Below are 25,512 nucleotides of genomic sequence, written 5' to 3' on the forward strand. Positions count from 1 at the left end.
AGGAAAAAGCCATTTCCTCCTGATAAGTTGGAAAAAGAAGAATGGAAAGAAATTAAGGAAAGTACGACAGACCCTGAAAGTGGCTACTATGTGAAAGATGAACGAACCAAACAGTTTGCGTATTCGTTCCATGCAACCACAGATGAAAAAGGATTTGTATTAGGCACGATAGTAACTCCGGGAAATGTACACGATAGTCATCTGTTACAACCACTAGTAGAGAAGGTAATAGAAAAAGTAAAGAAGCCACTTGCAGTCGCTGCTGATGCAGCTTATAAAACGCCAGCGATTGCGAACTTTTTATTAGAAAATCAATTGTTACCTGTCCTTCCTTACACTCGTCCAAAAACTAAAGATGGTTTCTTCCGAAAGAATGATTATGTGTATGATGAGTATTATGATTGTTATCTCTGCCCACAAGGGCAGGTCTTAAAATACACGACGACTACGAAGGAAGGATATCGGCAATATAAATCAAATTCATCGATTTGTGTAAAATGTCCGTTTCTATCGCAATGTACGGAAAGTAAAAACCATCAAAAACTTATACAGCGTCATATTTGGGAAGCTTACTTAGAAGAGGCAGAACATCTACGTCACAACGATGTAATCAAACAGATATACGCGAAACGCAAGGAGACGGTTGAACGTGTTTTTGCAGATGCGAAAGAAAAGCATGGTATGCGATGGACAACCTTACGAGGTCTCAAAAAATTGTCTATGCAGGCGATGCTTACGTTTGCTGCCATCAATTTAAAGAAAATGGCAACTTGGACTTGGCAACCTGCTAGAGTGTGAGCCAAACTAGTTGATTGGAGTGGAGGGCGCTTGACTCCTGGGGGATTAGCAGGACAGGTGAGATCCCGCAGGAGCGTTAGCGACGAGGAAGCTCACCGCCTGCCCCCGGAAAGCAAGTGCCTGGAGCGGAAATCAACGTATTTTAACCACAATCCTATTCAAAAATGACAAAAGGTATAGAGAGGGTTCCTCTCTATGCCTTTTGTCGACAATCTGCAACGTCATCAAAGATGGCGTTGTTTTTTTTTATTATAAAATCTTTTATAAAAAATTTTACCTTTTCCTCTATGGAGAAAAGAATTTAACTTTAGACCCAAACTGAGCAGTAATGGGAAATGAAAAAAGGATAAAAAACTGCACTTTTTATTCTTTTCAAGTATTTCTATTTTTCTATCAAGTTTTTCTAAAAACTTGGATGCCTTGTATGTTTGTTTATTATTATTAATTGAACGAACTAATAATGATAGAGTTTTTTTGAAACTTATTTAAGGTGGGATACGGGTTATTCTGTTAAAACTAGCATAATTTAATTTGTTATCCTCTTTTCAAAGATTTTGTATACTAGTCCAATCTATTCTAGTATTTTTTCATAATCTATTTTGAAGGGAGGGAAATTTATGAGTTTTTTTTGTGGTTGTAAGTGTTTATCTAATTGTTGTCATAGTTTTTGTCCACCATCTCCAACACCACCATCATCTCAAGAACAATTTATTCGTGCGTATGGGTCTTTGTATGGGGATTTTACAGCTCGTATTGCAACAGCAAACGTTCCTATCGAATTTGATAGTGAAGGTCCTGAATTCAATACAGCTGCTAATCCTTTTACTGATACCATTGTCATCCTTGTTAGCGGTGTCTATGAAATATCGGCAAGTCTAGACACCACTTTAAATACTACTGAATTAGCAATATACGGCATTAGAAGAAATAACGTTGTAATATCTGGTTCAGAATTTACTTTAGCACCATTTACTTCAATAACTTCACATATTGGAGCAACAATACAAGTATTCTTAGACGCAGGAGATATAATTACTTTTGTACCTACTTCAGTTGTTGGGACCGTAACTTACGGTAGAGCAAAACTTACAGTAAATCGCATAGGGATTGAAGATAATAATGAAAATTAAATTGGATTATAAAACATTTAATTTTTATCAGTACTCTTGGAAGGGAAACAAATACTCCTGTCTTTGTTCAACTAATAATGAGACTATATAAAAATATATAGATTTTAGTATAATAAGAGTATTTATCCACTAAATCTAGGAAAATAGTTTGGAAATATAAAGAAGGGCTTGTATCCTTTTTCTCATTTCTTACAAGAAGGCTTGTTTCCTCAAATTATGCATGCTATTATCAAAAACAAGACATATATTCCAAATTTATCCTATATACTTTCCATCGAGAGTAAAGGTCCTATCCAGTTTAGCATTACGCACATAACTGAATAGGACCTTTTTGTATAGAAAGGGGGAGATAGTGTGTTTTGGTTCAGGTGGTTTGAACAGGTATTACAATTGTTTGCCGTAACTGCCACCATATTTACCACAATCACAATAGGAATCAAAAATTTAAAAGACATGAAGAAGAAACCAAAAAGAAAAAGACGTTTCTTATAAAGAAAACGTCGTCAAATTTGTATACTGTACCTTCATTATAATCGTTTCCTCACTAAAAGATACCGTAATTTACCTTGCTTCATGACATTTTCGTGAAGAGGATATAAAGAGGAATATATGTCACTTTTAAAAAGGGAAGGGGAATGGCAAATGAGTAATGTACATTTAATTCCATATAGGGTACAAGCTTTAGTGAGACAGGTCACTGAAATTCCGGAGGGCGTGCAATATGTCGAAGCCCCTATGATTTGGGAGCAAGGAGAAAAGGGAGAAGGGGTAGTGGTGGCTGTCATTGACACAGGATGTGACGCCCATCATCCAGACTTTGAATGGCAAATCATTGGGGGCTATAATTTCACAACCGATTATAACGGTGATGTAGATTATTTCATAGATAACAATGGTCATGGCACACATGTATGCGGAACAATCGGGGCGATTGAAAATAATAACGGCGTAATTGGGGTGGCACCGAAAGTAAAGCTGCTCGTGTTAAAAGCGTTAACAGGCACAGGGGCGGGAACTCTAGAGTGGGTTACACAAGCTATCGAATATGCGATTCACTGGCGCGGGCCAAATCAGGAAGAAGTTCGGATTATCTCCATGTCACTTGGAAGCAGTACGAATGATTTACGGCTTCATAGATCGATTCAAGAAGCTGTTCGCCAAAACATACTGGTCGTTTGTGCAGCAGGAAACTCAGGAGATGGGGAACACGGGACAAATGAATATGATTATCCAGGCTCCTATCCTGAAGTAGTACAAGTAGGCTCAGTGAATTTACAAGGGGAAATTTCAAACTTCAGCAACTCCAATCATGAAGTAGATTTGGTCGCTCCAGGGGAAGGGATTCTTTCTACTTATTTAAATGGGGAATATGCAAAGTTGTCAGGGACATCGATGGCTACTCCCCATGTGTCCGGAGCTGCGGCCCTATTGCTTAGCCAATTCGAAAAGACCATGAATAAAAAAATGACTGAACCAGAGTTGTATAATCTGTTAGTTAAAAAAACAATTCCTATTAAATATAACCGAAACGAACAAGGGAACGGGGTGTTGAAATTATTCTCTTCCAGCGCAGAACATACAGCTGTTTAATAATAAAACATAAATCCAGCCGTTATCCCGAAAACGGCTGGATTTGCTTTCTTTTTAGTAGCAACTAAAGAGAATGAAACAGATTTTTTCTTTTTGAAATCAAACTAATTATTTTCTGGATCTAAGTCATCATAATACGTTCCAGGTGTCTGCTCAGCATTAAATGTCCAATCTACACGAAGCTTATCACCTTGGAATTGGTTTTGATCTTCTCCATTATCAACAAACTGGAATAATACAAATATTTTTTCTTTAAGGCCAGCAGGGATTCCATCTGGTCTTTGAGTGTTGCCTACAAACTCATCAATGGCAGTTAAATCTGGTTTTTGCTCTTTTAAATCAAATAGTGTCGTCTCAACAACAGGGACAGTTGCGCTGCTGGTATTATACATAATCGTCACTTTAATATGCTTGGCGAAGTCGTCTGAATTATCGCCTTTCCAATCTTCAACCGTGTATTTTGTATCGAGTAATACTCTGTTGATTTCCAATGTACCGTTGTTTTCTAAAGTGAATTCACGATAGATTTCGTCTCCAGGTTTAAGATTGTTGATGTTAATGACAGCATTAGGATTCACGGCTAAATCCAATGTTCCTGCAGCAAATGTATTGTTCGTTTGGACTGTGTCGCTAAAGTAGGCGAACGTTCCTCCACTCATTAAAGATAATCCCAATGCAGCCGTCATGACACCTTTACTTACCGCCTTTGTAAAATTCATTACTTCATCCCCCATTCAAAATATGTAAGAAAATATATTAAACTCTTATGTATCCTTTAATACATAGGAGGCTTAACCAAATATTGAATCATGATAATTGAGACTTTTTTGTTTCTAAATCCTTTGCGGCAACTATGATTGAGCGCACTGCTGAAATGAACAATAGTAAACCAGGAATAAATAATAACAGGGCAGAGCCGACTTTTGAGTTAGCCACGTTCATGGCATAGCCTATGTATGGGATTGTAAAGTTCGCATATTTACCAATGACGTCTTGTGATGAAACTTTCCATAAATCAGGACCATCATTGTTGTCACCCTTCGTTTTATAGCTAACATTTCCGTTTTCATTCACTACGGAAATGATTCTATGAGTGATTAGTTTTTGATCTTTTTGGAAGGTGATGATATCGCCTTTTTTATACTTAGTTGTGTTGTCGGCTAGTTTGATTGATATGATGGACCCAGTTTTAAATGTGGGTTCCATCGATCCAGATAGTACCGCCTTTACTTGGTGACCTAATATGGTAGGCTCTCCTCCAGATAATCTCGAGGACAAAACAATCATCGCTAATATACAGACAATAAATAGGAAAGAGCCTCCTATCAATCTATAGGCTACCATCAGTATTTTTTTCATCTTCATTCATTACCTCTCCCTCAACTAAATCACTTGGTGTGGATTCCTCATTTTGAGCTCCTTGTTCCTCCATGGCTTTTTCATCTCCATTCTTTATCTCACTCTCAACTAAATCTCTTGGAGTTGATTCCTCTTCCTGAGGCTGTTGTTTTTCCAAAGCTTTTTCATCTTCATTTTTAATCTCTTCCACAATTAAATCTCCTGATGTCGATTCTTTGTCTTTCATAGCTTTATCTTCTAAATCTTTAATCTGAGAACGGATTGAAGAAAGGATGGTAGCTAGATATTGAAAATCAATCTTAGTTCGCACTTCCTTTATCAGACTATCAACGTTTTTATACCCTTTATGCACAAAATCATAGTCTTGAATTTCAAGTGCTTGCTGAGAGTGTGAGCTTAATTCAAAATGTACGCTTTCCAATTCATTTAATAAATGAGCCAAATCTTGATCAGTTTGGATGATTGCAAACTGATTTTCCTGTAATTCTTGAAGTGATGAATCAGGTGAATAAGGTGAGATGGATTCATATTTGTTGTAAATAGATGCTGCAATAGATTGGGCTTTATTTTCTAGCTGTTTAATCGTAGAAGGAAAAACAAAGGCAGCAGACATTTCAACCGAATCTATTGATGCTTGTCTAGAAAATGAAGCTTCCGTTTCACCTACTAATTGAACACCTGTATAAAAAGAAATGCAGCATATACAGGGAAGGATGATGGCTTTATGGAAAGCATCCTTCATTGCATTGCCTCCTTTCCTGACCGCTTTATAGCATTCATTATCTCTGAAAGCTTTGAAAAGTGTTATTGGGTTATTTTCAGCTCGAATAGAAGTAGATTTTTGTCGGAAAGACTCACAATCTATGAATTTTGGGAGAAAATCACCCAATAATTAACCCAATTGACCATTCGTCGATATTTTTTGATAATTCAAATTGTTACAGCTCAACATTTTAAAGAAGAGGTGAGTCCATGAAAAAGAAAACCCAGAAGAAAATGAAGGCAAAGGTAGTCATTCCCACAGTTTTAGCGTTATCCGTAGCATTTGGAGGTCTTACTTTTCCAACCACTCAGGTGAATGCGACAGAAGCCACAGTGTTATTTCAAGCTGAAGGGTTAAGTAAGGAAGAGGTAGTAAAAGCGTATCTTCAATCACAAGTGGCTGATGTAGGAGCGAAGACAGCTATCAACATTGGAAATCAATTTAAAGTAATTAGTGAAAAGAGTGATAGTACCACGAATACATATCATGTACGTACTATCGAGCAATACAAGGGAATTCCGATTTACGGAACTGGTCAAGCGGTAGCGTTGGATCAGAATAACAACGTGTATGCTTCATTTGGTAAAGTAACACAAAGATTAGCCCGAACCATCATTCCAACTGAAGCATCGATTTCCGAAGATGATGCCATTGCAACAGCGAAAGAAGGGGTTGAGGCAGAAATCGGTCCTGTGAAGCATTATGATGGGATAGAATCTGAGCTGACCATTTATCCACATGAAGGTCAATACTATTTAACGTATTTAGTGAAGGCATCCACATCAGTTCCAGCACCGGGATACTTCCATTATTTTGTAGATGCTACAACGGGAGAGGTGATTGATAGCTTTAATGCTGTACATGAAGCGGATATACCAGAGGTTACGCCTATCTCGGGGAGAGGTTTAGATGCATTAGGGAAAATGCAGAGCTTTATTGCTGTAAAAGATGCTGCATCTGGGACTAGCTACTTGCATGGAGCAGCCATTGCAGGGGGGACAACTACTAATCCTAACATCGTACCTGTTCACACTTATGAAGCAAGACGTATGGGTGAAACTCCATTCATCCTTTTATCGGGACTATTTGGGTTTACAGGTTTTGAAGTCGAAACAAAAACGAATTTCTTTGCAGATCCTGCTGCAGTCTCAGCTCATACTAACGCAATTAAAGTGAACAACTATTATCAAAGCATTCACAAGCGTAACAGCTTAGATGGTAATGGTATGCCGTTAGTTAGTACCGTTCATATTGGTTCTAAATGGAATAATGCAGCTTGGAACGGAAAGCAAATGCTATACGGAGATGGCGATGGGGTGACTTTCAGCTCATTAGCCGGAGGATTGGATGTAGCGGGTCATGAGATGACTCACGGTGTAATTGAAAAGACGGCAAACTTAACATACAAAGATGAGTCGGGAGCAATCAACGAGTCTCTTGCTGATATTTTTGGGGCATTGGCTGAAATGCATGCAAATGGAACTACTAGTCCATCAGAGTGGGAAATGGGAGAAGATATTTTCACTCCATACAAAGCTGGAGATGGTGGATTACGCTCTTTAAGTGATCCAGGCTCTAAACCTCTAAGTACAGCTTATCTACCATCAGGCCGCTACCCAGATCATTACGAAGGTCGCTACTTAGGGACTTTAGATAAAGGCGGTGTTCATATTAACAGCAGTATAAATAACAAGGCAGCCTATCTTATTTCTGAGGGTGGCACACATTACGGAGTGACCGTTACAGGGATTACTAGACAAAAAACAGAGAAAATCTTCTACCGTGCCCTAACACTTTATTTGACACCATCATCTGGTTTCAAAGATATGCGTAAAGCTGCTATTCAAGCTGCTAGAGACCTGTATCCTGATAGAAGTGGTGCTCCATCTAAAGAAACGAAAGCAGTTATTGATGCTTACAATGCTGTTGGAGTTCCTGCAGAGTAACTTTTTAAAAACCATGAAGGAGTAATCTTTCATGGTTTTTTTATGGGATTTATTTGTTTCTTAAGAACCATACGGTGAGAAATTTCATAGGTAGGAAGTTTTGAAATGAAAAATTAAGAAGGAAGACCTTATAAACGTAAAGAAATACTGTATTAATATTATAATTTTATGAATATTTTGTTCTAACCACCTTTAGATTTTCTTAATTTTCACAAAGGAGAGACACACATGCTAGAAGGAGAAATTATTAAATTTTACCGTAAAAAAGCAGGGCTTTCTCAAGAGCAATTAGGAAAAGACATTTGTACAGCAACCCATGTGAGTAAAATTGAACGAGGACAAACGAAGTATTCATCGGAAATTATTGCTTTGTTTTCAAAACGTCTTGAAATCGATATCCAAAAAGAGATCGAATCCTTTCAAAATATTGAACAAAAGCTCCATCAATGGCATAACGCAATCATTATGCAAAGAATGAATGAGGTTGAAAAGAAAAAACAAGAAATAGATCAATTCTTTAGAACCAATCCTTCTAATAACCATGCTACGTTGTATGATTTACTTTTAATCAGATATCACTTGTTACATCAAAATAATGAAAAAGCATTCAGCTTACTCATTCGAATGGATAAACAAAACCTCCATTTTTCACCTTTCGAAAGAAACCTTCATTTTCATATATTAGGGTTAGCTTACCTGCAAAAATGCAATAATTTTGAAGCCAGTAACCGTACAAAAGCCATAGAATATTTGAAAAAAGTGAATGAAAAGGAATATGGAAATGAAGAGTTATATTATCACCTAGCGATTGGATATCATTGGATTGAATCCAGGACAATGGCCTTTATCTATGCAGAGAAGGCACTTAAGTATTTTAAGAGGACCAATAATTTTTCCCGAGCAATTCAAGCAGAAGCGGTCATGCTTGTACAAAAAGAAAGTGCAACAAATGCTGATTTCGAGGAAAAGGTAGAAAGATACCAACAGTTAATTGATGACAGTAAAACACTTGGGAAAAATGAAATTACTGCTATGTTAATTCACAACTTAGGCTTTGAATATTACAAAAGAAAAAGTTACACCAATGCACATGAATATTACGGACAGGCTTTAAAAATGGCAAATAAACAATCATCCATATATCTCAACCGGTTATTTAATTATCTGGATAATTGTTTAGAAGGAGAGATATTCACACCGAAAAAATTATTAAAAAAGGCTTATGATGGTTTATCAATAGCCAGAAGCCTAGATAATCCATTATATTTGCGCTTATTTAAGTTATTGATTCTTCAAGTCGAAAATCAGCTTGATCATTTCTATAACTATCTAGAAGCATCGGTACTACCCTATTTAATCACACATAACAAGATGACCATGATTAATAAATATGGAAATAAGCTATATCAACATTATGTAAGTACAAAACAATATGAAAAAGCTGCTTTGATTGCCGAAATTTTCGTTAATAAATCTTCTTCTAATAAATAGGATTAGCCTTGAATGGACGAATTTTAAGTAAGTGATTTTGGAAGCTCATAATTAGCCGAATCAAACTATAAATTCAAAGGTAATTAGATAATGAGGGGGCAATCAGTTTTACATAGTCTTGATTTTTTATCCATAACGAAATAATCTTAATTATATGTCATTATTGTATGTATTGATCTACCTCCTGTCCATAATGTAACAGGAGGTTTTTTGGGGAGAAAAAAATAGTAGATGAGAAAACTGGGGAGGTAACTATTTTGTCTAATAGCCTGTTTAAAAATCGTATGTTCCAAGCGATCATCATATCTGGATTGTTTTTGCAGATTGGGATATGGGTTAGGAACTTTGCAGTTTTACTATTCGTAATGGATAAAACGAATGGGGATGCTTTTGCGGTTTCAATGATTTCTGTGGCAGAGTTTGCTCCAATATTTATTTTTTCTTTTATAGGCGGAACGTTTGCTGATCGATGGCGTCCGAAGAAGACAATGGTTTGGTGTGATATATTAAGTGCAATCTCAGTGTTCGCGGTATTAGCAACACTATTATTCGGGACATGGGAAGTGGTATTTTTTGCAACGTTAATATCCGCAATATTATCACAATTCTCACAGCCTTCTGGAATGAAGCTGTTTAAAATGCATTTAGCGGAAGATCAAGTGCAAGCTGGTATGTCAGTTTATCAAACTGTTTTTGCAGTATTTATGGTATTAGGACCCATTCTCGGAACGTTTGCATATCAATCTTTTGGGATTGAAATATCGATAGCTGTTACGGGTACGGCATTTATACTATCAGCAGTCGCACTCGCTTTTTTACCAAAAGATCGTCAATTGGAAGAACATGCTGGAACAACCCTACTTCAAGAAATGAAAAGTGGGATCAAATATGTGTTAGGAAAAATTGAATTAAAGCTGTTAGGGTTCTGTTTCTTGTCAGTAGGTCTAGCTATCGGATTTATTCATCCCCTTTCCATTTTCTTAGTGACTGAACAATTGGGATTGCCAAAGGAAAACCTTCAATGGCTGTTCATGGTCAATGGGGTTGGAATGATATTAGGTGGAGCAGTTGCGATGATGTTTGCAAAAAAGGTGGCTCCACAAAGACTGCTAGTCATTGGAATGCTTGTGAATGCCATTGGGATGTCTGTAATGGGCTTTTCAACCAATCTGTGGATTACTTTGACAGCGGAGTTTTTCAACGGGTTATTGATGCCATGTATCCATATCGGGATCAATACATTAATTTTACAAAAATCCGAAGAGGCATTTATCGGTAGAGTGAATGGAATATTAAGCCCACTCTTTGCTGGCTCCATGGTATTAACGATGAGTGTAGCTGGAATTTTAAAAGAGCAATTTTCGTTGGTTACGATGTTTGAGGTTGCGGCGATTTTATTTTTCATAGGCATGATTTTTATTTTGCCACTATACAATCAGAAGGTACATACAAACCTAGATGTTATGGCTACTAAGGAATGATGTAACAGTGTTAAGTCATTCTAATCAAAACAATAAAAAAGTATAGTAAGTAATATTCAAATGCCCACAATGAAAAGTGGGCATTTATTTTACTACTGCTTTTTATTAGGGTTATTATTATAAGGATTATTGTTCTTGTTCTGGTTCTGGTTCTGGTTCTGGTTATTTAATCCATTGTTGTTAGGTGCCAGTTCTTTAGCGAACTCGGTTAAATTAGCCATTTTCGGCATTTGACCCATATTTATATTAGGTAATTTTAAATCTGACATTAAACTTTGCACAGTATCAGCTGTAGTGTTTTGTTTATTATTTCTTCCTAATCCCAATGCGGCTGCGCTAACTCCTAGACCAATTAAAGTAGCCCACAGCATGCCATTACTACGTTTTTTTCTCCCAAACATTTTTAAAAAATCCTGACTTTTCGCCATTCTAAATAGGACAGGTAACCAGTTATTCATTGTTCTACACTCCCTTAAAAGTGATTTTAGTACATTACAAATTCTCCTCTAATTTAATTTTTTCATATGAGCGATTAATCATGCTGGGAATGTTTTGATATGGCATTATTGTCAATAGTGAGAATTTTTTTACAATTAATTTATAAATTATGGTAAAATATGTTTGTTAGTAAATTTAAGGGGGAATTCGATGAAAAACAAAAAGTTTCTTTTTGCTGCATCATTGCTATTGGTGCTTTCAATGTTCTTAGCCGCATGTGGTTCAGACAAAAAGGTAAGTGGTACAGATGAGAAGGATGGTAAGGAAGAAAAACCTAAGTTCATAAGTATACTTACTGGAGGAACAGGTGGTACATATTTTCCACTTGGTGGGTCTTTTGCTACGATCATTTCTGATGAAACAGGAATTGAGACGAATGCAGAGACAACTGGTGCATCAGCTGAAAACATGCAGACATTGAAAGATGGAGATGCAGAGATAGCTTTTTCTCAAACCGATATTGCTTCGTATGCTAGTGAAGGCAAAATCATGTTTGAAGGTAATGTTGTTGATAACGTAAAAGCAATTGGAACACTATATCCTGAAACGATTCAAATCGTAACAACAAAAGGATCTGGAATTAAATCGGTTAATGATTTGAAAGGGAAAAAAGTATCCGTTGGTGCACCAGGTTCTGGTACAAATGCGAATGCACAACAAATTCTAGAAGTGTATGGAATGTCGTTTGATGATATCGAAAAACAGGATCTATCATTTGATGAGTCTGTTGCTGGAATTCAAGATGGTACAATCGATGCAGCTTTCGTAACAGCAGGTACACCGACTGGAGCAGTAGAGGGATTAGCTGCGACAGAAGAAGTAGTGATTGTACCAGTTGATCAAGATAAAGCAGAAGAGTTAATTAAGAAATATCCATACTACACAATTGACGAAGTTCCTTCTGGCGTATATAAACTTACTGAAGCTGTACCAACAGTTGCTGTTCAGGCAATGTTAGTTGTTCGAGAAGATTTGTCTGAAGAAGTGGTTTACGACATTACAAAAGCGATTTTTGAAAACCTAGATAAGGTTACTCATGCAAAAGGTAAGTTGATTAAAGCTGAAAAAGCATTAAATGGTGTCGGGATTGAAGTACATCCAGGCGCTCAAAAATACTATGATGAAAAAAATATCAAAGCAGAATAGACTTTTCAAAACGAAGCATCTTTTGATAAATTTCATAAACTTAAGATGTAAATAACATTTGACCGGCCAAAGTCCTGATAAAAGGTACTCTGGCCGGTCAAATTGGCTTTATGCGTCTGATCTGGATTAGTGGGGGAGAAATGATAACTTTATTTCTTAAAAAAAACATCATTATAGGATTAACCCTCATCGTACTAATATTACTGGGAGCATTTACTCCATATAAAAAGTCATTAGTATTCGAATTTCAAAACAGTGGTCAAGTGTTAGCGTATCTTCCATTTGCTGACAAACAGAAATTTCAAATTAAATATACCCATTCCATCCATTTAACGGATGTTGTTGAAAGCTACAAAGTTAATTCAAATCAAAAAATCCAGCAATATGAATTGATGTATGAAAATTTTTCGATTGGCATGCCATCGAATGCAGATGAAGGGGAAGAATTTGAAGTTAAAGATGGAAAATACTTTATAAAGAATATGAAACGAGTTTTTCCTTTTTTTGATTTAAGGATTGGAAAGGTAAGGGCTAATCATACCGTTATATATCAAGACATGCAATATCCTTTAGCACGATATATAGAACCTGGGACAAGGGTCCGAATAAAGATAAGAACCCTAAATTTTGTTCAACAAATGAAAGGAGTGAACATTCTTGAGCATGAATGATGGGACACTATCCCAAGAACAGCAACAGGAATTATTGGAGAAATACGATCCGGAAGCGGGCACTAGGAAGCTAAGTGGCTCAATGGGCTGGATTGTTTTTATTGGATTATTAGCTTTTTCTCTATTTCAGCTGTACACTTCCTTGTTTGGAGTCTTGACGGCACAGCTTCAACGCTCCATCCATCTTGGATTTGCACTAGCTTTAGTCTTTTTGTTATTTCCTGCTAGACGAAAAAATTTAAAGAAAAATCGGGTGGCTTGGTATGATATCTTGCTTGCAGGAGCAGCAATCGCTGTAGGCTCATATTGGCCACTTATGATAGACGAGCTTGTCATGAGGGCTGGTAGACTTGAGGGGTTAGATTTTTATATCGGCCTCACAGCAATATTGCTCGTATTAGAAGCTACGAGACGTACAGTTGGCGTACCAATTATGACAATTGCTGTTTTATTTATGGTTTATGCATTGTATGGACCGTACATGCCAGGCTTCTTAGCCCATAGGGGTTTGGAACTGGATCGTCTCGTTCAGACGATGTTTTTTACAACTGAAGGAATTTTAGGTACGCCACTTGGGGTTTCAGCAACCTTTATTTTTCTATTCTTGTTGTTTGGATCATTTCTTGTTCAAACAGGTGTAGGACAGTACTTTAATGACCTTGCAGTTTTTATTGCAGGTAAAAGAGTCGGGGGACCTGCGAAAGTCGCAATTTTCTCAAGTGCGCTTCAAGGAACCATCAGTGGAAGTTCAGTTGCAAATGTAGTAACTTCTGGATCATTTACCATTCCCATGATGAAAAAGCTTGGATACCGGAAAGAGTTCGCCGGGGCTGTAGAAGCGTCCGCCTCGACAGGAGGACAACTAATGCCACCTGTAATGGGTGCAGCTGCCTTTTTGATGGTTGAATTTATCGGTGGTGGAATTTCTTATTGGGATATTGCAAAGGCTGCCGCAATTCCAGCAATCCTATATTTTGCAGGTATTTGGATTATGACCCATTTTGAAGCTAAACGTATGGGTTTAAGGGGCCTAAGAGATGAGGAAATTCCAAATAAGAAAGAAATACTAGGAAAAATATACTTGTTAGTTCCTATTATTACGATATTGGTTTTAATGATGAGTGGGATGAGTGTTATGCGTGCCGCGCTCTGGTCAATCTTGATTACAATTGTAGTAAGTGCTTTTAAAAAAGAAACAAGAGTTGGAGTTAAAGGTTTGTTAGATGCACTTGCAGATGGGGCGCGAACTGCACTCGGGGTTGCCTCAGCGACTGCTGCTGCAGGCATTATTGTTGGTGTTGTAACTAAAACAGGACTTGGCTTAAAGTTAGCAAATGGAATATTAGATTTTTCAGGAGGACATTTGATTCTAACTTTGGTATTGACCATGATTGCTTCCCTCATTCTTGGAATGGGTTCTCCAACGACGGCAAATTATGTAATTACTTCAACTATTGCAGCACCTGCTATTATCCTGCTTGGAGTGCCTGATTTATCTGCTCACTTATTTGTTTTCTACTTTGGAATCATTGCAGATATTACGCCTCCGGTTGCACTGGCAGCCTTTGCAGCTGCGGCAGTATCAGGTGGAGAGCCACTTAGAACGGGGATTGAGTCGTCTAAACTTGCAATTGCTGCCTTTATCATTCCTTATATTTTTGTCCTATCACCAGAATTATTAATGATTGATACGACTTGGTATTATCTACTATGGGTGATTACGACGGCACTATGTGGAATGATTGCTATAGGTGCTGGAGTTGTTGGATACTGGCTTCGCGGATTGTCATGGTATGAAAGGTTGATAGGTATTGCAGGTGGTTTAATGCTGATCTATCCTGAAACCATTACTGATATTATTGGAGTAGGTTCCTTTATATTATTAATCGTCCTACAACTTGTTAGTAAAAAGGATGAAACTCAAAAACCACAGATGGCTGGTTAATGAAATCAAAGTAAATATTTTAGCTCCTACTGAATAAATCACACCCCATAAAGTAGAGGTGTACACCCCTTTGGATGTCTACATCTCCTCTAAGGGGTGTTTTTTTGTATGGAGTATCTTGGTCAATTTTATGAAAATTAAAAGAGTATTAGGGAAAACTAAATTAAGTCAAACCTAGGGAGTGATTTTATGAATATACATGGTCAAATTATATCTGGAGAATTTGACGCAAGCCAGAATGAATTTTCACTTCAAAGAGTAAAAAATCTTTATACAGAATCAGTTTTAAAAGAAACGCAGCTTACTAATATTTATGAATATCTAAAAAAACATGAGCATGATCGTGATGGACAAATCATCACTTTATATGATCAAATGCCTTTAAGACTGACACAAAATGAAATTAAACAATTGATTAGCGATCTAGAGAAGGTGAATTTAAATTTTCAAGAAAGGCGAAGTACATAAAGGTTTATCTATATTTCTTATTGTCTTCCATGTGAAATGGTATAAACTAGTAGTGAGGTGAAGAGAATGACGGATAAACCTTCAACTACAAGATGGTTTGGTTATGCGATACAGGCATTGGTTGTGCTAGCAACATATGAAGGCATTTGTCCGAGTGCTGAAATGGCTGGAAAGCTAGAATCACGGTCTGCCTTTTTAAGAAAAATCCTTACCTATTTAGTAAAGGGTGAGTTAATACGGGCAAAAGAAGGTCGAGACGGCGGGTATTCATTAGCAAGACCTGCAGACCAAATTACATTGGCAGATGTGTACAAAGCCATGCAAATAGTAGATCCATTTACGAAAGGCTTAATAGATGTAAATAGTAACTGTTTATCTTCCTATACAAATGAAGCATTAATTACTTTAACAGATGAGATGGAAGATTGGATTTTGAGTGGATTAGAACAGAAAACCATTGCGGATATGATTCCCAAGAAATAAAACGATACCATATGGTTCGTTTTATTTTTTTATTATTAACTGTTCTTGACAAAGGGACAGTTTCGGGAATATACTGTACCTGTAAAGAGAACAGTTATTGAAGGAAAGGAAGAATAAAAAATGACTCAAAAGAGAAATAGTAATCAAGAATATTTCGATAAAATAAATCAAGTAAAATTTGAAGACAAGCCAACTGAATTAAGTGATCAAAATTTCTTCACTGTAGCAAGAGAAAGACGTTCAGTCCGACATTATGATCCAACTTTTATTATGGAAGATCATGAAATTCGTGAACTATTGGAAGTTTCGATCCAAGCGCCCTCTTCGTCTAATTTGCAACCTTGGAGATTCCTAATAATCAAGGATCAAGAAAAGAAACAACAATTATTGCCTATCGCAAACAATCAACAGCAAATTGTCGATGCTTCTGTAGTTATTGCAGTATTAGGAGATACAAAGGCATATGTAAACGCTGAGAAGATTTACGGAGAAGTGGTTGCAAAGGGTGCTATGACTCAGGAAGTTAAAGAATTCTATGTAAACCAAATAAACCAACATTATGGGAATTTATCAGAGGTTGATGCGACTCGTGTTGCCATGATTGATGGTGGATTAATATCGATGCAACTAATGCTGGCTGCTAAAGCAAAAGGATTAGATTCTGTTCCTATGGGTGGATTCAATGCAGAAAAATTTGTTGAGGCATTCAAGGTCCCAGCAAATTATAAACCAGTTATGTTAATAGCTATTGGAAAAGCTGTTAAAGCAGGATTTGAAAAAACTCGTCTGCCACTTGAGGATATTATTAATTGGAATTCATTTGAAGCTTAGTAAAAATGGCTGCCTCATGATTTGAGGCAGCCATTTTTATGATAACTTTTTGAACTCATTATTCCAGTACTGCGCTTTTTGCAAGGCTAGTTGATCCTGTGAAACTTCTTCAGGTTTTACCCCACGAGCAATAATGTAATCTTCAAATTTCATGTCTACGAAATCAAATATGTACTGAAATTGCTGGATTAACGGCAATGCAGTTATAGGTGCATTAGCTCCGCCTGTTACAACCACATATGCCTTTTTCTTACTTAATTCTCCTTTTAGGTCAAAGCGTTCGTCCCGTAAATATTGGGACCAGCGATCAAAAAATGTTTTCATATGGCCAGACATTCCATACCAATATAATGGCGTGGCAAATATAATGATGTCACTATCTAGCAGTTGGGGAAGAATCTTTTCATAATCATCATCAACTAGTGAAAAACCATCAACAGTATGTCTTTTATCATCAATAGGTAAAATTTGGTGGTCAGCAAGATTAATAGCGACATGATTCACACCATCCATTATGCGGTCCACCATATATGCTGTATTGCCTTTCTTTCTAGAACTACCAAGTACGGCTAATATTTTCATCTTATATCACTCCAATTCATATTTAGCTGGAATGGTAGTAGTATACCATTGGAAGTTAGTTATGATGAATAGTAATAGTGAATTCCTTCCGAATAAACATATGCAATATTACTGTTAATAATTGTATATATTTTGCAATGTTAGTAGGTTTGATTTTCAATTTATTTAGAATAATCTTGCTAAAAATAAGTTATTGGAATTTTCATAAAAATGCAGTTGACTTTATATTCCTACGATTATATTATAAGAGTCAATAATGACTCTATTAAAAGAAGGTGTGACTTTGGCACCAGTTGTTTCAGAACAACACCGGGAAGAAAGAAAAATGCGTATTCTTGATGCAGCCAGGGAAGTTTTTATCAAAAAGGGTTTTAATGCTGTCTCGATGCAAGATATTATAGAGCATTCAGGCGTAAGTAGGGGAGGAGTATATACCTACTTTCAAAATACAGAAGACATCTTCCTAGAAATCCTCAGAAAAAGGGATATCGAGCAGGTTTGGAGCCTTGATAGTTTATATCAAGGAGGAAGGACAAGCTGGCAAGTACTTTCCCTTGTTCTTGACCAAATCAGGGATGCGATTGAACATGAAAGTGACCATTTAGTGCCCGCGGTCTATGAATACTACTTCACAGTAGGGCGAAAAAGCCAAAGACATATTCCAGATTTAGAAGCTAGGATTGAAGGAATATTAGATAGTCTATCGATGATCCTAAATAGAGGTATTGAATCTGGAGAATTTAGAGCTTCGATTCATATTAAAGCAACAGCAAGAATAATTACAACTTTTTGCGACGGAATCTATGTACATAGGTTTCATCTTGGACCTGATAAAGTTCAATTAGCAACTCAATTTTCATTATTTAAATTATATTTACAGAGTTATCTATTAGATCAAGCAAAGGGTATTAGTTGATATCTTCCATGTCTTACTACCTGTAATTATATTTTTTCTATATTACTTTACTATCTTATTTTTAGGTGGGGTCATGATGTGCCAAGTATTAAGTAATCAAATTGAACTTAAAAGACTTGAGATGATTTCAGCAGGCATTAAAAAAGGATTTACAGATGCAACAACTGTGCTGTTAAGCGAAGAACTAGATCAATTGCTGAATCAGTTCAATCAGGAAAAGCACATACCAGTTTGGTCAATTAACTATACCAAGTAGGGGGGACTTGCGCTGCAAGCCCTTTTCTTTTTTATGTGTTTGTCTGGATGAAAAATTAAAATTCCTTGTAACTATCTTGCTTAGTGATAATAAATATCCCGATGCCTAAGTTAAATACTAAGGCTTTTTTTTGCTATTGAAGTAGTAGAAATTGTCTTTCCTGTAAAAGTTAATAGGAAACACAACAGGAAAGTATGGTAATATACCCTTTGGAAATAAAATTTACTAGTTGCATAAAGAAATGGGAACTAAATTGTGGAGGTTTAATATAATGAAGGTTGGATTAATTGGTTTAGGGAAGATGGGTCTAAATTTAGGACAAAATCTTTTAGATAATAAACATGAAGTAGTTGCATTTGACTTAAATAGTGCTGCTGTTGAAGAAATGAAAACGTATGGTGCAGAAGGGGTAAATAGTTTAAAGGATATGATTCAGTCTTTGGAAACACCAAGAATCCTTTGGATTATGGTTCCTCATGCTGTAGTTGATTCAGTTCTTGATGAAATAACACCTCTACTAAGTAAAGGTGATATTGTAATAGAAGCTGGTAACTCTCATTATAAAGAATCCATTCGCAGATATGACCAGATGAAGGAATTCGGTGTCCACTTTATGGATGTTGGAACGTCTGGAGGTATGGAAGGAGCACGTAACGGAGCTTGTTACATGATTGGTGGAGACGCTGAGGCATGGGAAATCGTTGAACCAATCTTCCGTGATACTTCTGTAGAGAATGGTTATTTGTATGCAGGTAAAGCTGGTAGCGGTCATTTCTTGAAAATGGTCCATAATGGAATTGAATATGGAATGATGGCTGCCATTGGTGAAGGCTTCGAAGTCTTAGAGAAAAGTGATTTTGACTATGATTATGAAAAAGTTGCACGCGTTTGGAATAATGGATCAGTCATTCGTTCATGGTTAATGGATTTAACAGAACGTGCATTTTCTAAAGATGCTAAATTAGATGAAATCAGAGGGGTAATGCACTCCTCAGGTGAAGGGAAATGGACTGTCGAAACGGCACTTGACCTACAAGCAGCTACCCCAGTCATAGCGATGTCTTTATTAATGAGATACCGTTCATTAGATGATGATACTTTTACAGGTAAAGTGGTAGCAGCTCTACGTAACGAATTTGGTGGACATGCAGTAGAAAAGAAATAAGGTTTTGATTTATTAGGCTATATACACAGAAGATAAAGGGTATCCATCATAGGGTTGATTGGATACCCTTTTTGGTTGTAAGAAGATATCATTTGGAAGCAAAGAAGTAAGTCAAAATAGTGGATAATATTAGGGGGATTTAGCTGAAACTTGGCATTGCCCAGCGCTAAGCAAGTTTTCTAATGATTATTTAAATGGGGCAATATCAATATGATTCATGTTAGTGAGTGCATAAAAAGCACACGAAAGCAGGGTAGCCATAACACTATCCTGCTTAGTTAATATATAGGTTTACTTAAATCCTCGAAATAATCATTCAATTTTTTAACATCATTTTGGTGGACTAACTTAACTTTGAACTTAATTTCCGGGTCTTGAATTTCAAGATAACCAGATTCGTACCTATGAATTATATGATATATAACCCCGTTATAGATTACTTCTTCCCTTTGCATAAAATCTCTCTCCTAGAAGTTTATAGTCTTATATTACTAGATGTAAAAAGAATAGGATTTTCCGAAAAAGCGCCTAATCACTTCTTTTCATAGGGTTTTTGTGACTATTTCTACATTCATGCAAAAGAAATATACATATAAGTATATTTTTATAATAGAGTCTATTATTGGATGAGGTAAAAGTAGTATGACATGTTTTGTATAGTATATTTTTCTACACTATGTGACGGAAAAGTGCGTACTTGTTAGGTTGGTGTTTTTATTGAATAATATCATTATCGTGGTTAGATATTCCTACCTCACGATTATTATGGGAAATTAGATATAGGGGGTTATGATATGCAATTAAGGGCCTCGGCTGTTCAATATCATCTTCATACAATTCGTTCTTTTGACGAATTTGCACGTCAAGTTGAACATTATGTGAAAACAGCTCAAGAATTCGGAACAGACTTTGTTTTATTCCCTGAATTCTTCACAACTCAGTTAATGACAATTGGAGATTCCAATGGAAATCCATTAACGATTCAAGACTTACCAAACTTTACAGAACAATATCGTTCTTTATTTATAAATCTTGCCATCCAAACAGGGATGCACATTATTGGGGGAACCCATATCATTCGAAGAGAGGGCAAGCTATATAATGTAGCTCATCTTTTCTATCCAGATGGAAGAGTGGCTGAACAAGCAAAACTACATCTTACACCAACGGAAATCCATGAATGGAATATCACTCCTGGTGAAGGACTAGAAGTGTTTGAAACAAGCAAAGGAACGATTTCTCTATTAACCTGTTATGATATCGAATTTCCAGAAATCGTCCGCATCGCAAAAGCAAAAGGTGCTGACGTAATATTCTGTCCATCATGTACGGATGACCGTCACGGATTCCATCGTGTCCGCTACACAGCTCATGCAAGAACCGTGGAAAATCAAGTATATGTTGTAACAACCGGTACTGTTGGTTCCTTACCGACAGTTGATTTCATGCGCGCTAATTTCGGTCAAGCGGCAATTATCACTCCTAACGATATCCCATTTCCTCCAAAAGGGATTTTAGCTGAAGGGGAAATCAACCAAGACATGCTTGTAACGGCAGACCTTAACTTAGAACTTTTATATAAAGTAAGAGAAAGTGGATCGGTTACAACTTGGCGTGACCGCCGTACCGACCTTTATCCTGATTGGGAAACTAAGGTGGAGGTACTTGAAAAAGTATAGGGGGGTTTTAGAGTGTATCGGAAAGAATTTTTTGTTTTCGACAAAGACCAACCAATTCCAGCAGTGATTCGCAACTATGAAGAAAAGGATTTTCCTGGGTTGATCAAGATTCAACAGGAAAGCTTTCCACCACCATTTCCGTCTGAGCTATGGTGGAATGAGGAGCAATTGAAAAACCATGTGACTCTGTTTCCAGAAGGTGCTTTATGTATTGAGGTGGATGGTGAGATGGCTGGAAGTATGACCGGCTTATTAGTCAATTTTGATCCTCGACATCCAGAACATACATGGGAAGAGATAACAGACAATGGATATATTCGTAACCATGATTCAAACGGTAACACTTTATATGTCGTTGATATTAGCGTAAGACCTATCTTTAGGAAACTCGGATTAGGAAAGTGGCTTATGTCTTCGATGTATGATGTTGTCGTCCATAAAGGACTAGAACGATTGTTAGGTGGGGGAAGAATGCCTGGATACCATGCACACGCAGGTGAACTTTCACCCGAACAATATATTGATGCTGTAGTAAAAGGGGAACTAAAAGATCCAGTCATTACATTCCTACTACGCTGCGGACGGACGCCACTGAAGGTCGTTCCCAATTATTTAGAGGACGAAGAATCTTGTAATTACGGGACGTTAATGGAATGGAAAAATCCATTTAAAAACTAGGAAGAGGAGGCATTTTTAGTATGGAATACCGCAGAATTACTTCTATAGAAGATCCATTATTTAAGCAAATGCATGAATTAATGCAAACCGTGTTCCCTCCTGAAGAGGTGTTGGAGTTCTCACTTTGGAAAGAACCGTTAGAGGATCCTGGAATTCGTGTATTCGTAGCCGTCCAAGAAGGGGAAGTGGTTGGAGCTACAGAATACCGTTACTATGAGGATTTCAACGTAGCTATGACGGACTTCACCATTATCGGAAAAGCAGGCATGGGTATAGGGCCATTCCTAGCAAACAAACGTGCAGAGGATTTATATGCACTTGCTTCCGAGAATGGTAAGAAGTTGTTCGGTATGTTTGCAGAAATCTATGATCCATACCAAGTAGATCATTATGAGTTCGGTGGAGTTAAACCGATGGACCCTTATGTACGTCGTGAAGTATTGGCTCATCTTGGATACAAACGAATTGATTTTACGTATGTTCACCCATCCTGGAACAATGATGGTGAGGCGGTTACAGGCCTTGACCTCTGCTTCCTACCGATGGATGAGGGAACAAACGAATTACCTGCAAGTTTGGTAGTAGATTTCTTGAAGCGTTATTACTCAGTACTACCGAATAAACCGCAATCATGGATTAGTATGGTTGAGGAGTTAGAAAAGAAAGAAACTGTTAAATTAAGGGCATTTTAATGAAGCAAAGAGGACTCGCCAGTATATGGCGGGTCTTTTTGAACTTTAATCAAAAGCCTGGTAGAAATACTTTCACTAATTGTCATCCCAAAAGCAAAATTAAATTACATGCGTAAGATAGGGCGTATCCTCAACGGATATGTCCTTTTTATGTAATAGGTAATTACAAAATATTTAATTCTCATAATAATCCTTGAACTATTTAATATTGTTCTTCATAATATAATTGTATATGCGCATATATTCATATATGGAGGAGAAGAACATGGGACACCATCACGGTCACTCACATGGGCATGGCCATTCACATGCTCATACAAGTAATAAGCGGGCATTACTATTATCCTTTATCATCATCTTTGCATTCATGATTGTGGAAGTCATTGGTGGATTATGGACGAATAGCTTAGCGTTATTATCAGATGCTGGTCATATGCTCAGTGACGCAGCTGCTCTTGGATTAAGCTTTTTGGCAATTAAGTTAGGGGAGAGAAAAGCTACATTAACCAAAACCTTTGGTTATAAACGATTTGAGATTATTGCGGCAAGTTTAAATGGCATAACCTTACTTTTAATCTCGTTATATATTTTTTACGAGGCTTATCATCGCTTTTCAAATCCTCCAGAAGTACAAAGCACAGGAATGCTCATCATCTCCATTCTTGGGCTTCTGGTAAATATTATTGCTGCATGGATATTAATGAGCGGGGATAAGGATGAAAATTTAAATGTCAGAAGTGCATTTCTTCATGTTATAGGAGATATGTTAGGATCTGTTGGGGCTATAATCGCTGCTCTATTCATCATGTTTTTTGGATGGGGAATTGCTGATCCCATTGCAAGTGTCATCGTTGCAATCTTAGTATTAATCAGCGGTTGGAGGGTGACCAAGGAATCAATTCATGTTTTGATGGAAGGGACACCAAGACAGCTAGATTTAGATAAAATCAAGGAATCATTGTTGAAAATCTCTGGAGTGGAGGATGTTCATGATTTGCATACATGGTCTATCACATCGGATTTTATCATGTTAAGTTGTCATATGAGCATTTCTGATCGCAATGGACATGATGAAGTTCTTCATAAGGCACAGGACATTCTCCATGATTCTTACCATATTGAGCATAGTACTATCCAAATCGAGCATATAGAAAGAGGCTGTCCAAGTTATCATGGTACTTGTAATTAATGATGGTTTGCATGTTCAATCGTCTGTTTTAATATATCCATAACGTGGTTATCATCACATGAATAGAAAAGTGTAGTACCTTCACGACGGAACTTTACAAGGCGGAAATTTTTCAAAAATCGCAATTGATGTGAGACGGTAGATTGATGTAATGACAGTTTTTCTGCAATCTCATTCACGGAGTGTTCACCATTGAATAGAAGGTGAAGAATACGAATCCTTGTAGGATCTGCTAGTGCCTTGAATGTTTGGGAAACAATGAATAGCGTTTCTTCATCAAGAGAATGGGATGGTTCCGGCTTTTGATAATCTTTTTCCATTTGAATACCTCCTTTATGACCTCATAATACATGGGGTCTATTTTATTATATAAGAAGTTAAAGATAAAATCCTCTCCTGTTTGGTATAGGAGAGGATGACAACGGATTATCGCTTTGTATAATTAAGATCCCAAATGATGGCGATTTGGTCCGGGACTTTAGCGTACTTTGCTCCCCAGAAGGTAAATCCAGAAAATATCAGTGGAATCTAGAAGAAATATTTTATTGAAAAAGCTAATTGGAACCTCTACAATTAGTTTGTTAGGAAATTTTTCCAAAAAGGAAGGGGAGGTGATATCTTGCATAATGCTAGGGAATTTATGCCGAGGCAGTTGTATACGATGTCGCTTTGCTCCAAGTTAAGGGAGCATATGTAATTATACGAGCATTGTATGTCTCCTAACTAGTGGTTCGGCATGAATCATAAAAAGGGGAGCTTAATTTTATATGATGAAACTTTCGGTGATGGCTAATACATTGGAGCAAAGAACTGGGAAAAGAACTATATCATTTACTTGAAAATTGGGGGTATGATGAGGGTTCTTTAAAGTTGATCCGTGCTAGCAGCACATTTATTTTCTCTTTCACTAGATTGGGTGAAAAACTTATCCTTCGACTTATTCCTGATGGGATTGTTCAGGATGTAATACAAGAATTGCATTTTATAAATTCTTTATCAGAACAACATATTAACACTCATTTGATGGTACAAACTTCTAGTGATGAACAGTATGTAATGTTTCTATCAAACTATCAAACATATTTAGCGACTGTTTTCACCTTCATAGAAGGAGATCAGTTCGAGTATGAGGAGATTGGTCAAGAATATCTTAAAGAATGGGGTAAAGCATTAGGGAAACTTCATGCCGCTTCTAAAAAAATTACTAGTATAGATATTCAACGTAGAAAGATAGATATTAATCAGCTTAATCTTGAGTTACCTGAAACAGAGCAAGAAGCCAGGATGGAACTCGAGTCACTATCCCAGCATTTTTCGAAGCTAGGTAATTTAACTTCAGGAATTATCCATTTTGATTTTGAATTAGACAACTTGATTTGGAAAGGACATCAGCCATTCATCATAGATTTAGAGGGATGGAAAATCGGTCCTTATGCTGCTGATATTGCTTTTGCTTTGAGAGATATTTTTGAAGGCAGTATAGATTTAGAAGGGGAAAATTTTCAGCTTTTTCTGGAGGGATACCGTTCTGAAACAGAGCTGACTGCCGAAGAGGTAATGACTATTCCTATTTTCTTGAGGCTTCACAATCTCATTACATTTACTAGATTGTAAATTGTAGTAGACGTGACCAATCGAAATAAATGGGTCATGGAATTACAGGAGAAAATTGAAGGTAAAATACAGCAATACAGAGATGGTTTTATTAAACATTAATGTTTCGATAATAAAAAGGCTTACCACTGGTAGGCCTTT

The 25,512-nt window shown here is 36.9% G+C and carries 28 protein-coding genes; 21 read left to right on the forward strand and 7 right to left on the reverse strand.

Features of this window, described 5'->3' with window-relative positions:
- The 4 genes from DBX25_RS09620 to DBX25_RS09630 form a co-directional block, all read left to right on the forward strand.
- Positions 1 to 798: IS1182 family transposase (locus tag DBX25_RS09620; protein WP_108670585.1), on the forward strand; the 798-nt coding region annotated here is incomplete at its 5' end.
- A gap of 617 nt (positions 799 to 1,415) precedes the next feature.
- Positions 1,416 to 1,928, forward strand: coding sequence for a hypothetical protein (locus DBX25_RS09625; protein WP_108670586.1), 513 nt, complete (start codon positions 1,416 to 1,418; stop codon positions 1,926 to 1,928).
- Positions 1,929 to 2,282: 354 nt separating this feature from the next.
- A complete protein-coding gene (locus tag DBX25_RS20835) occupies positions 2,283 to 2,420 on the forward strand; it encodes a hypothetical protein (protein ID WP_170110131.1) in 138 nt (45 codons plus the stop codon).
- A gap of 117 nt (positions 2,421 to 2,537) precedes the next feature.
- A complete protein-coding gene (locus DBX25_RS09630; RefSeq protein ID WP_420812937.1) occupies positions 2,538 to 3,518 on the forward strand; it encodes a S8 family peptidase in 981 nt (326 codons plus the stop codon).
- A 104-nt stretch (positions 3,519 to 3,622) separates the two neighbouring features.
- On the opposite strand, the gene DBX25_RS09635 is transcribed toward DBX25_RS09630, so the two are convergent.
- From DBX25_RS09635 to DBX25_RS09645, 3 genes are all read right to left on the reverse strand, one after another.
- Positions 3,623 to 4,237, reverse strand: coding sequence for a TasA family protein (locus tag DBX25_RS09635; protein WP_108670587.1), 615 nt, complete (start codon positions 4,235 to 4,237; stop codon positions 3,623 to 3,625).
- A gap of 88 nt (positions 4,238 to 4,325) precedes the next feature.
- Positions 4,326 to 4,877 carry a signal peptidase I SipW gene (gene sipW, locus DBX25_RS09640; protein ID WP_108670756.1) on the reverse strand — a complete coding sequence of 184 codons (552 nt, stop codon included), beginning with the start codon at positions 4,875 to 4,877 and terminating at the stop codon, positions 4,326 to 4,328.
- A complete protein-coding gene (locus DBX25_RS09645) occupies positions 4,849 to 5,619 on the reverse strand; it encodes a DUF4047 domain-containing protein (RefSeq protein ID WP_108670588.1) in 771 nt (256 codons plus the stop codon). The genes sipW and DBX25_RS09645 overlap by 29 nt, the downstream gene beginning before the upstream one ends.
- A 230-nt stretch (positions 5,620 to 5,849) precedes the next feature.
- Here DBX25_RS09645 and DBX25_RS09650 point away from each other — a divergent pair, with 230 nt between their 5' ends.
- From DBX25_RS09650 to DBX25_RS09660, 3 genes are all read left to right on the forward strand, one after another.
- Positions 5,850 to 7,586, forward strand: a complete 1,737-nt coding sequence (locus DBX25_RS09650) for a M4 family metallopeptidase (RefSeq protein WP_420812938.1) — start codon at positions 5,850 to 5,852, stop codon at positions 7,584 to 7,586.
- Positions 7,587 to 7,814: 228 nt separating this feature from the next.
- Positions 7,815 to 9,077, forward strand: coding sequence for a helix-turn-helix domain-containing protein (locus DBX25_RS09655; protein WP_108670589.1), 1,263 nt, complete (start codon positions 7,815 to 7,817; stop codon positions 9,075 to 9,077).
- A gap of 224 nt (positions 9,078 to 9,301) precedes the next feature.
- Entirely contained in the window at positions 9,302 to 10,558 is a 1,257-nt protein-coding gene (locus DBX25_RS09660; RefSeq protein ID WP_108670590.1) for an MFS transporter, read from the forward strand.
- A gap of 92 nt (positions 10,559 to 10,650) precedes the next feature.
- Here the strand turns inward: DBX25_RS09660 and DBX25_RS09665 are convergent, their stop codons facing one another.
- Complete coding sequence (locus DBX25_RS09665) at positions 10,651 to 11,016, reverse strand: hypothetical protein (protein ID WP_108670591.1); 366 nt, start codon at positions 11,014 to 11,016, stop codon at positions 10,651 to 10,653.
- 190 nt (positions 11,017 to 11,206) lie between these two features.
- On the opposite strand from DBX25_RS09665, the gene DBX25_RS09670 reads away from it, so the two are divergent.
- The 6 genes from DBX25_RS09670 to DBX25_RS09695 all read left to right on the forward strand — a co-directional run bounded on the left by DBX25_RS09670 (position 11,207) and on the right by DBX25_RS09695 (position 16,600).
- Complete coding sequence (locus DBX25_RS09670; RefSeq protein ID WP_108670592.1) at positions 11,207 to 12,202, forward strand: TAXI family TRAP transporter solute-binding subunit; 996 nt, start codon at positions 11,207 to 11,209, stop codon at positions 12,200 to 12,202.
- Positions 12,203 to 12,342: 140 nt separating this feature from the next.
- The gene (locus DBX25_RS09675) at positions 12,343 to 12,873 is read left to right on the forward strand and encodes a DUF1850 domain-containing protein (RefSeq protein WP_108670593.1); all 531 of its coding nucleotides are present in this window, start codon (positions 12,343 to 12,345) and stop codon (positions 12,871 to 12,873) included.
- The gene (locus DBX25_RS09680; protein ID WP_108670758.1) at positions 12,866 to 14,818 is read left to right on the forward strand and encodes a TRAP transporter permease; all 1,953 of its coding nucleotides are present in this window, start codon (positions 12,866 to 12,868) and stop codon (positions 14,816 to 14,818) included. The genes DBX25_RS09675 and DBX25_RS09680 overlap by 8 nt, the downstream gene beginning before the upstream one ends.
- 189 nt (positions 14,819 to 15,007) lie before the next feature.
- The gene (locus tag DBX25_RS09685; RefSeq protein ID WP_108670594.1) at positions 15,008 to 15,286 is read left to right on the forward strand and encodes a hypothetical protein; all 279 of its coding nucleotides are present in this window, start codon (positions 15,008 to 15,010) and stop codon (positions 15,284 to 15,286) included.
- Positions 15,287 to 15,352: 66 nt separating this feature from the next.
- The gene (locus tag DBX25_RS09690; protein WP_108670595.1) at positions 15,353 to 15,769 is read left to right on the forward strand and encodes an RrF2 family transcriptional regulator; all 417 of its coding nucleotides are present in this window, start codon (positions 15,353 to 15,355) and stop codon (positions 15,767 to 15,769) included.
- Between the two features lie 120 nt (positions 15,770 to 15,889).
- The gene (locus tag DBX25_RS09695) at positions 15,890 to 16,600 is read left to right on the forward strand and encodes a nitroreductase family protein (RefSeq protein ID WP_108670596.1); all 711 of its coding nucleotides are present in this window, start codon (positions 15,890 to 15,892) and stop codon (positions 16,598 to 16,600) included.
- Positions 16,601 to 16,636: 36 nt separating this feature from the next.
- Here DBX25_RS09695 and DBX25_RS09700 read toward each other — a convergent pair whose 3' ends face one another.
- Positions 16,637 to 17,176, reverse strand: a complete 540-nt coding sequence (locus tag DBX25_RS09700) for a flavodoxin family protein (RefSeq protein WP_205685206.1) — start codon at positions 17,174 to 17,176, stop codon at positions 16,637 to 16,639.
- Between the two features lie 262 nt (positions 17,177 to 17,438).
- On the opposite strand from DBX25_RS09700, the gene DBX25_RS09705 reads away from it, so the two are divergent.
- The 3 genes from DBX25_RS09705 (at position 17,439) to gnd (ending at position 19,519) form a co-directional block, all read left to right on the forward strand.
- On the forward strand, positions 17,439 to 18,098 hold the full coding sequence (locus DBX25_RS09705; RefSeq protein ID WP_108670598.1) for a TetR/AcrR family transcriptional regulator: 660 nt from the start codon (positions 17,439 to 17,441) through the stop codon (positions 18,096 to 18,098).
- A gap of 73 nt (positions 18,099 to 18,171) precedes the next feature.
- Positions 18,172 to 18,354: an aspartyl-phosphate phosphatase Spo0E family protein gene (locus DBX25_RS09710; protein ID WP_240620234.1), complete on the forward strand. Its 183-nt coding sequence runs from the start codon at positions 18,172 to 18,174 to the stop codon at positions 18,352 to 18,354.
- A gap of 271 nt (positions 18,355 to 18,625) precedes the next feature.
- Positions 18,626 to 19,519: a phosphogluconate dehydrogenase (NAD(+)-dependent, decarboxylating) gene (gnd, locus tag DBX25_RS09715; RefSeq protein ID WP_108670600.1), complete on the forward strand. Its 894-nt coding sequence runs from the start codon at positions 18,626 to 18,628 to the stop codon at positions 19,517 to 19,519.
- Between the two features lie 278 nt (positions 19,520 to 19,797).
- On the opposite strand, the gene DBX25_RS20580 is transcribed toward gnd, so the two are convergent.
- Entirely contained in the window at positions 19,798 to 19,974 is a 177-nt protein-coding gene (locus DBX25_RS20580; protein WP_157950930.1) for a hypothetical protein, read from the reverse strand.
- A gap of 339 nt (positions 19,975 to 20,313) precedes the next feature.
- Here DBX25_RS20580 and DBX25_RS09720 point away from each other — a divergent pair, with 339 nt between their 5' ends.
- The 4 genes from DBX25_RS09720 (at position 20,314) to DBX25_RS09735 (ending at position 23,757) form a co-directional block, all read left to right on the forward strand.
- Positions 20,314 to 21,198 (forward strand): carbon-nitrogen hydrolase family protein, encoded by an 885-nt coding sequence (locus DBX25_RS09720; RefSeq protein WP_108670601.1) that lies wholly within the window; start codon positions 20,314 to 20,316, stop codon positions 21,196 to 21,198.
- Between the two features lie 12 nt (positions 21,199 to 21,210).
- The gene (locus DBX25_RS09725; protein ID WP_108670602.1) at positions 21,211 to 21,876 is read left to right on the forward strand and encodes a GNAT family N-acetyltransferase; all 666 of its coding nucleotides are present in this window, start codon (positions 21,211 to 21,213) and stop codon (positions 21,874 to 21,876) included.
- Between the two features lie 20 nt (positions 21,877 to 21,896).
- Complete coding sequence (locus DBX25_RS09730; RefSeq protein ID WP_108670603.1) at positions 21,897 to 22,568, forward strand: GNAT family acetyltransferase; 672 nt, start codon at positions 21,897 to 21,899, stop codon at positions 22,566 to 22,568.
- 265 nt (positions 22,569 to 22,833) lie between these two features.
- Positions 22,834 to 23,757, forward strand: a complete 924-nt coding sequence (locus tag DBX25_RS09735; protein ID WP_108670604.1) for a cation diffusion facilitator family transporter — start codon at positions 22,834 to 22,836, stop codon at positions 23,755 to 23,757.
- Here DBX25_RS09735 and DBX25_RS09740 read toward each other — a convergent pair.
- Complete coding sequence (locus tag DBX25_RS09740; protein WP_108670605.1) at positions 23,754 to 24,077, reverse strand: ArsR/SmtB family transcription factor; 324 nt, start codon at positions 24,075 to 24,077, stop codon at positions 23,754 to 23,756. The genes DBX25_RS09735 and DBX25_RS09740 overlap by 4 nt on opposite strands.
- Positions 24,078 to 24,627: 550 nt before the next feature.
- On the opposite strand from DBX25_RS09740, the gene DBX25_RS09745 reads away from it, so the two are divergent.
- Positions 24,628 to 25,371, forward strand: coding sequence for a phosphotransferase enzyme family protein (locus tag DBX25_RS09745; RefSeq protein ID WP_157950931.1), 744 nt, complete (start codon positions 24,628 to 24,630; stop codon positions 25,369 to 25,371).
- Positions 25,372 to 25,512 lie beyond the last annotated feature (141 nt).

It is taken from the genome of Peribacillus acanthi (assembly GCF_003073175.1).
In the GTDB taxonomy this organism is placed as follows: Bacteria; Bacillota; Bacilli; order Bacillales; family DSM-1321; genus Bacillus_BN; species Bacillus_BN acanthi.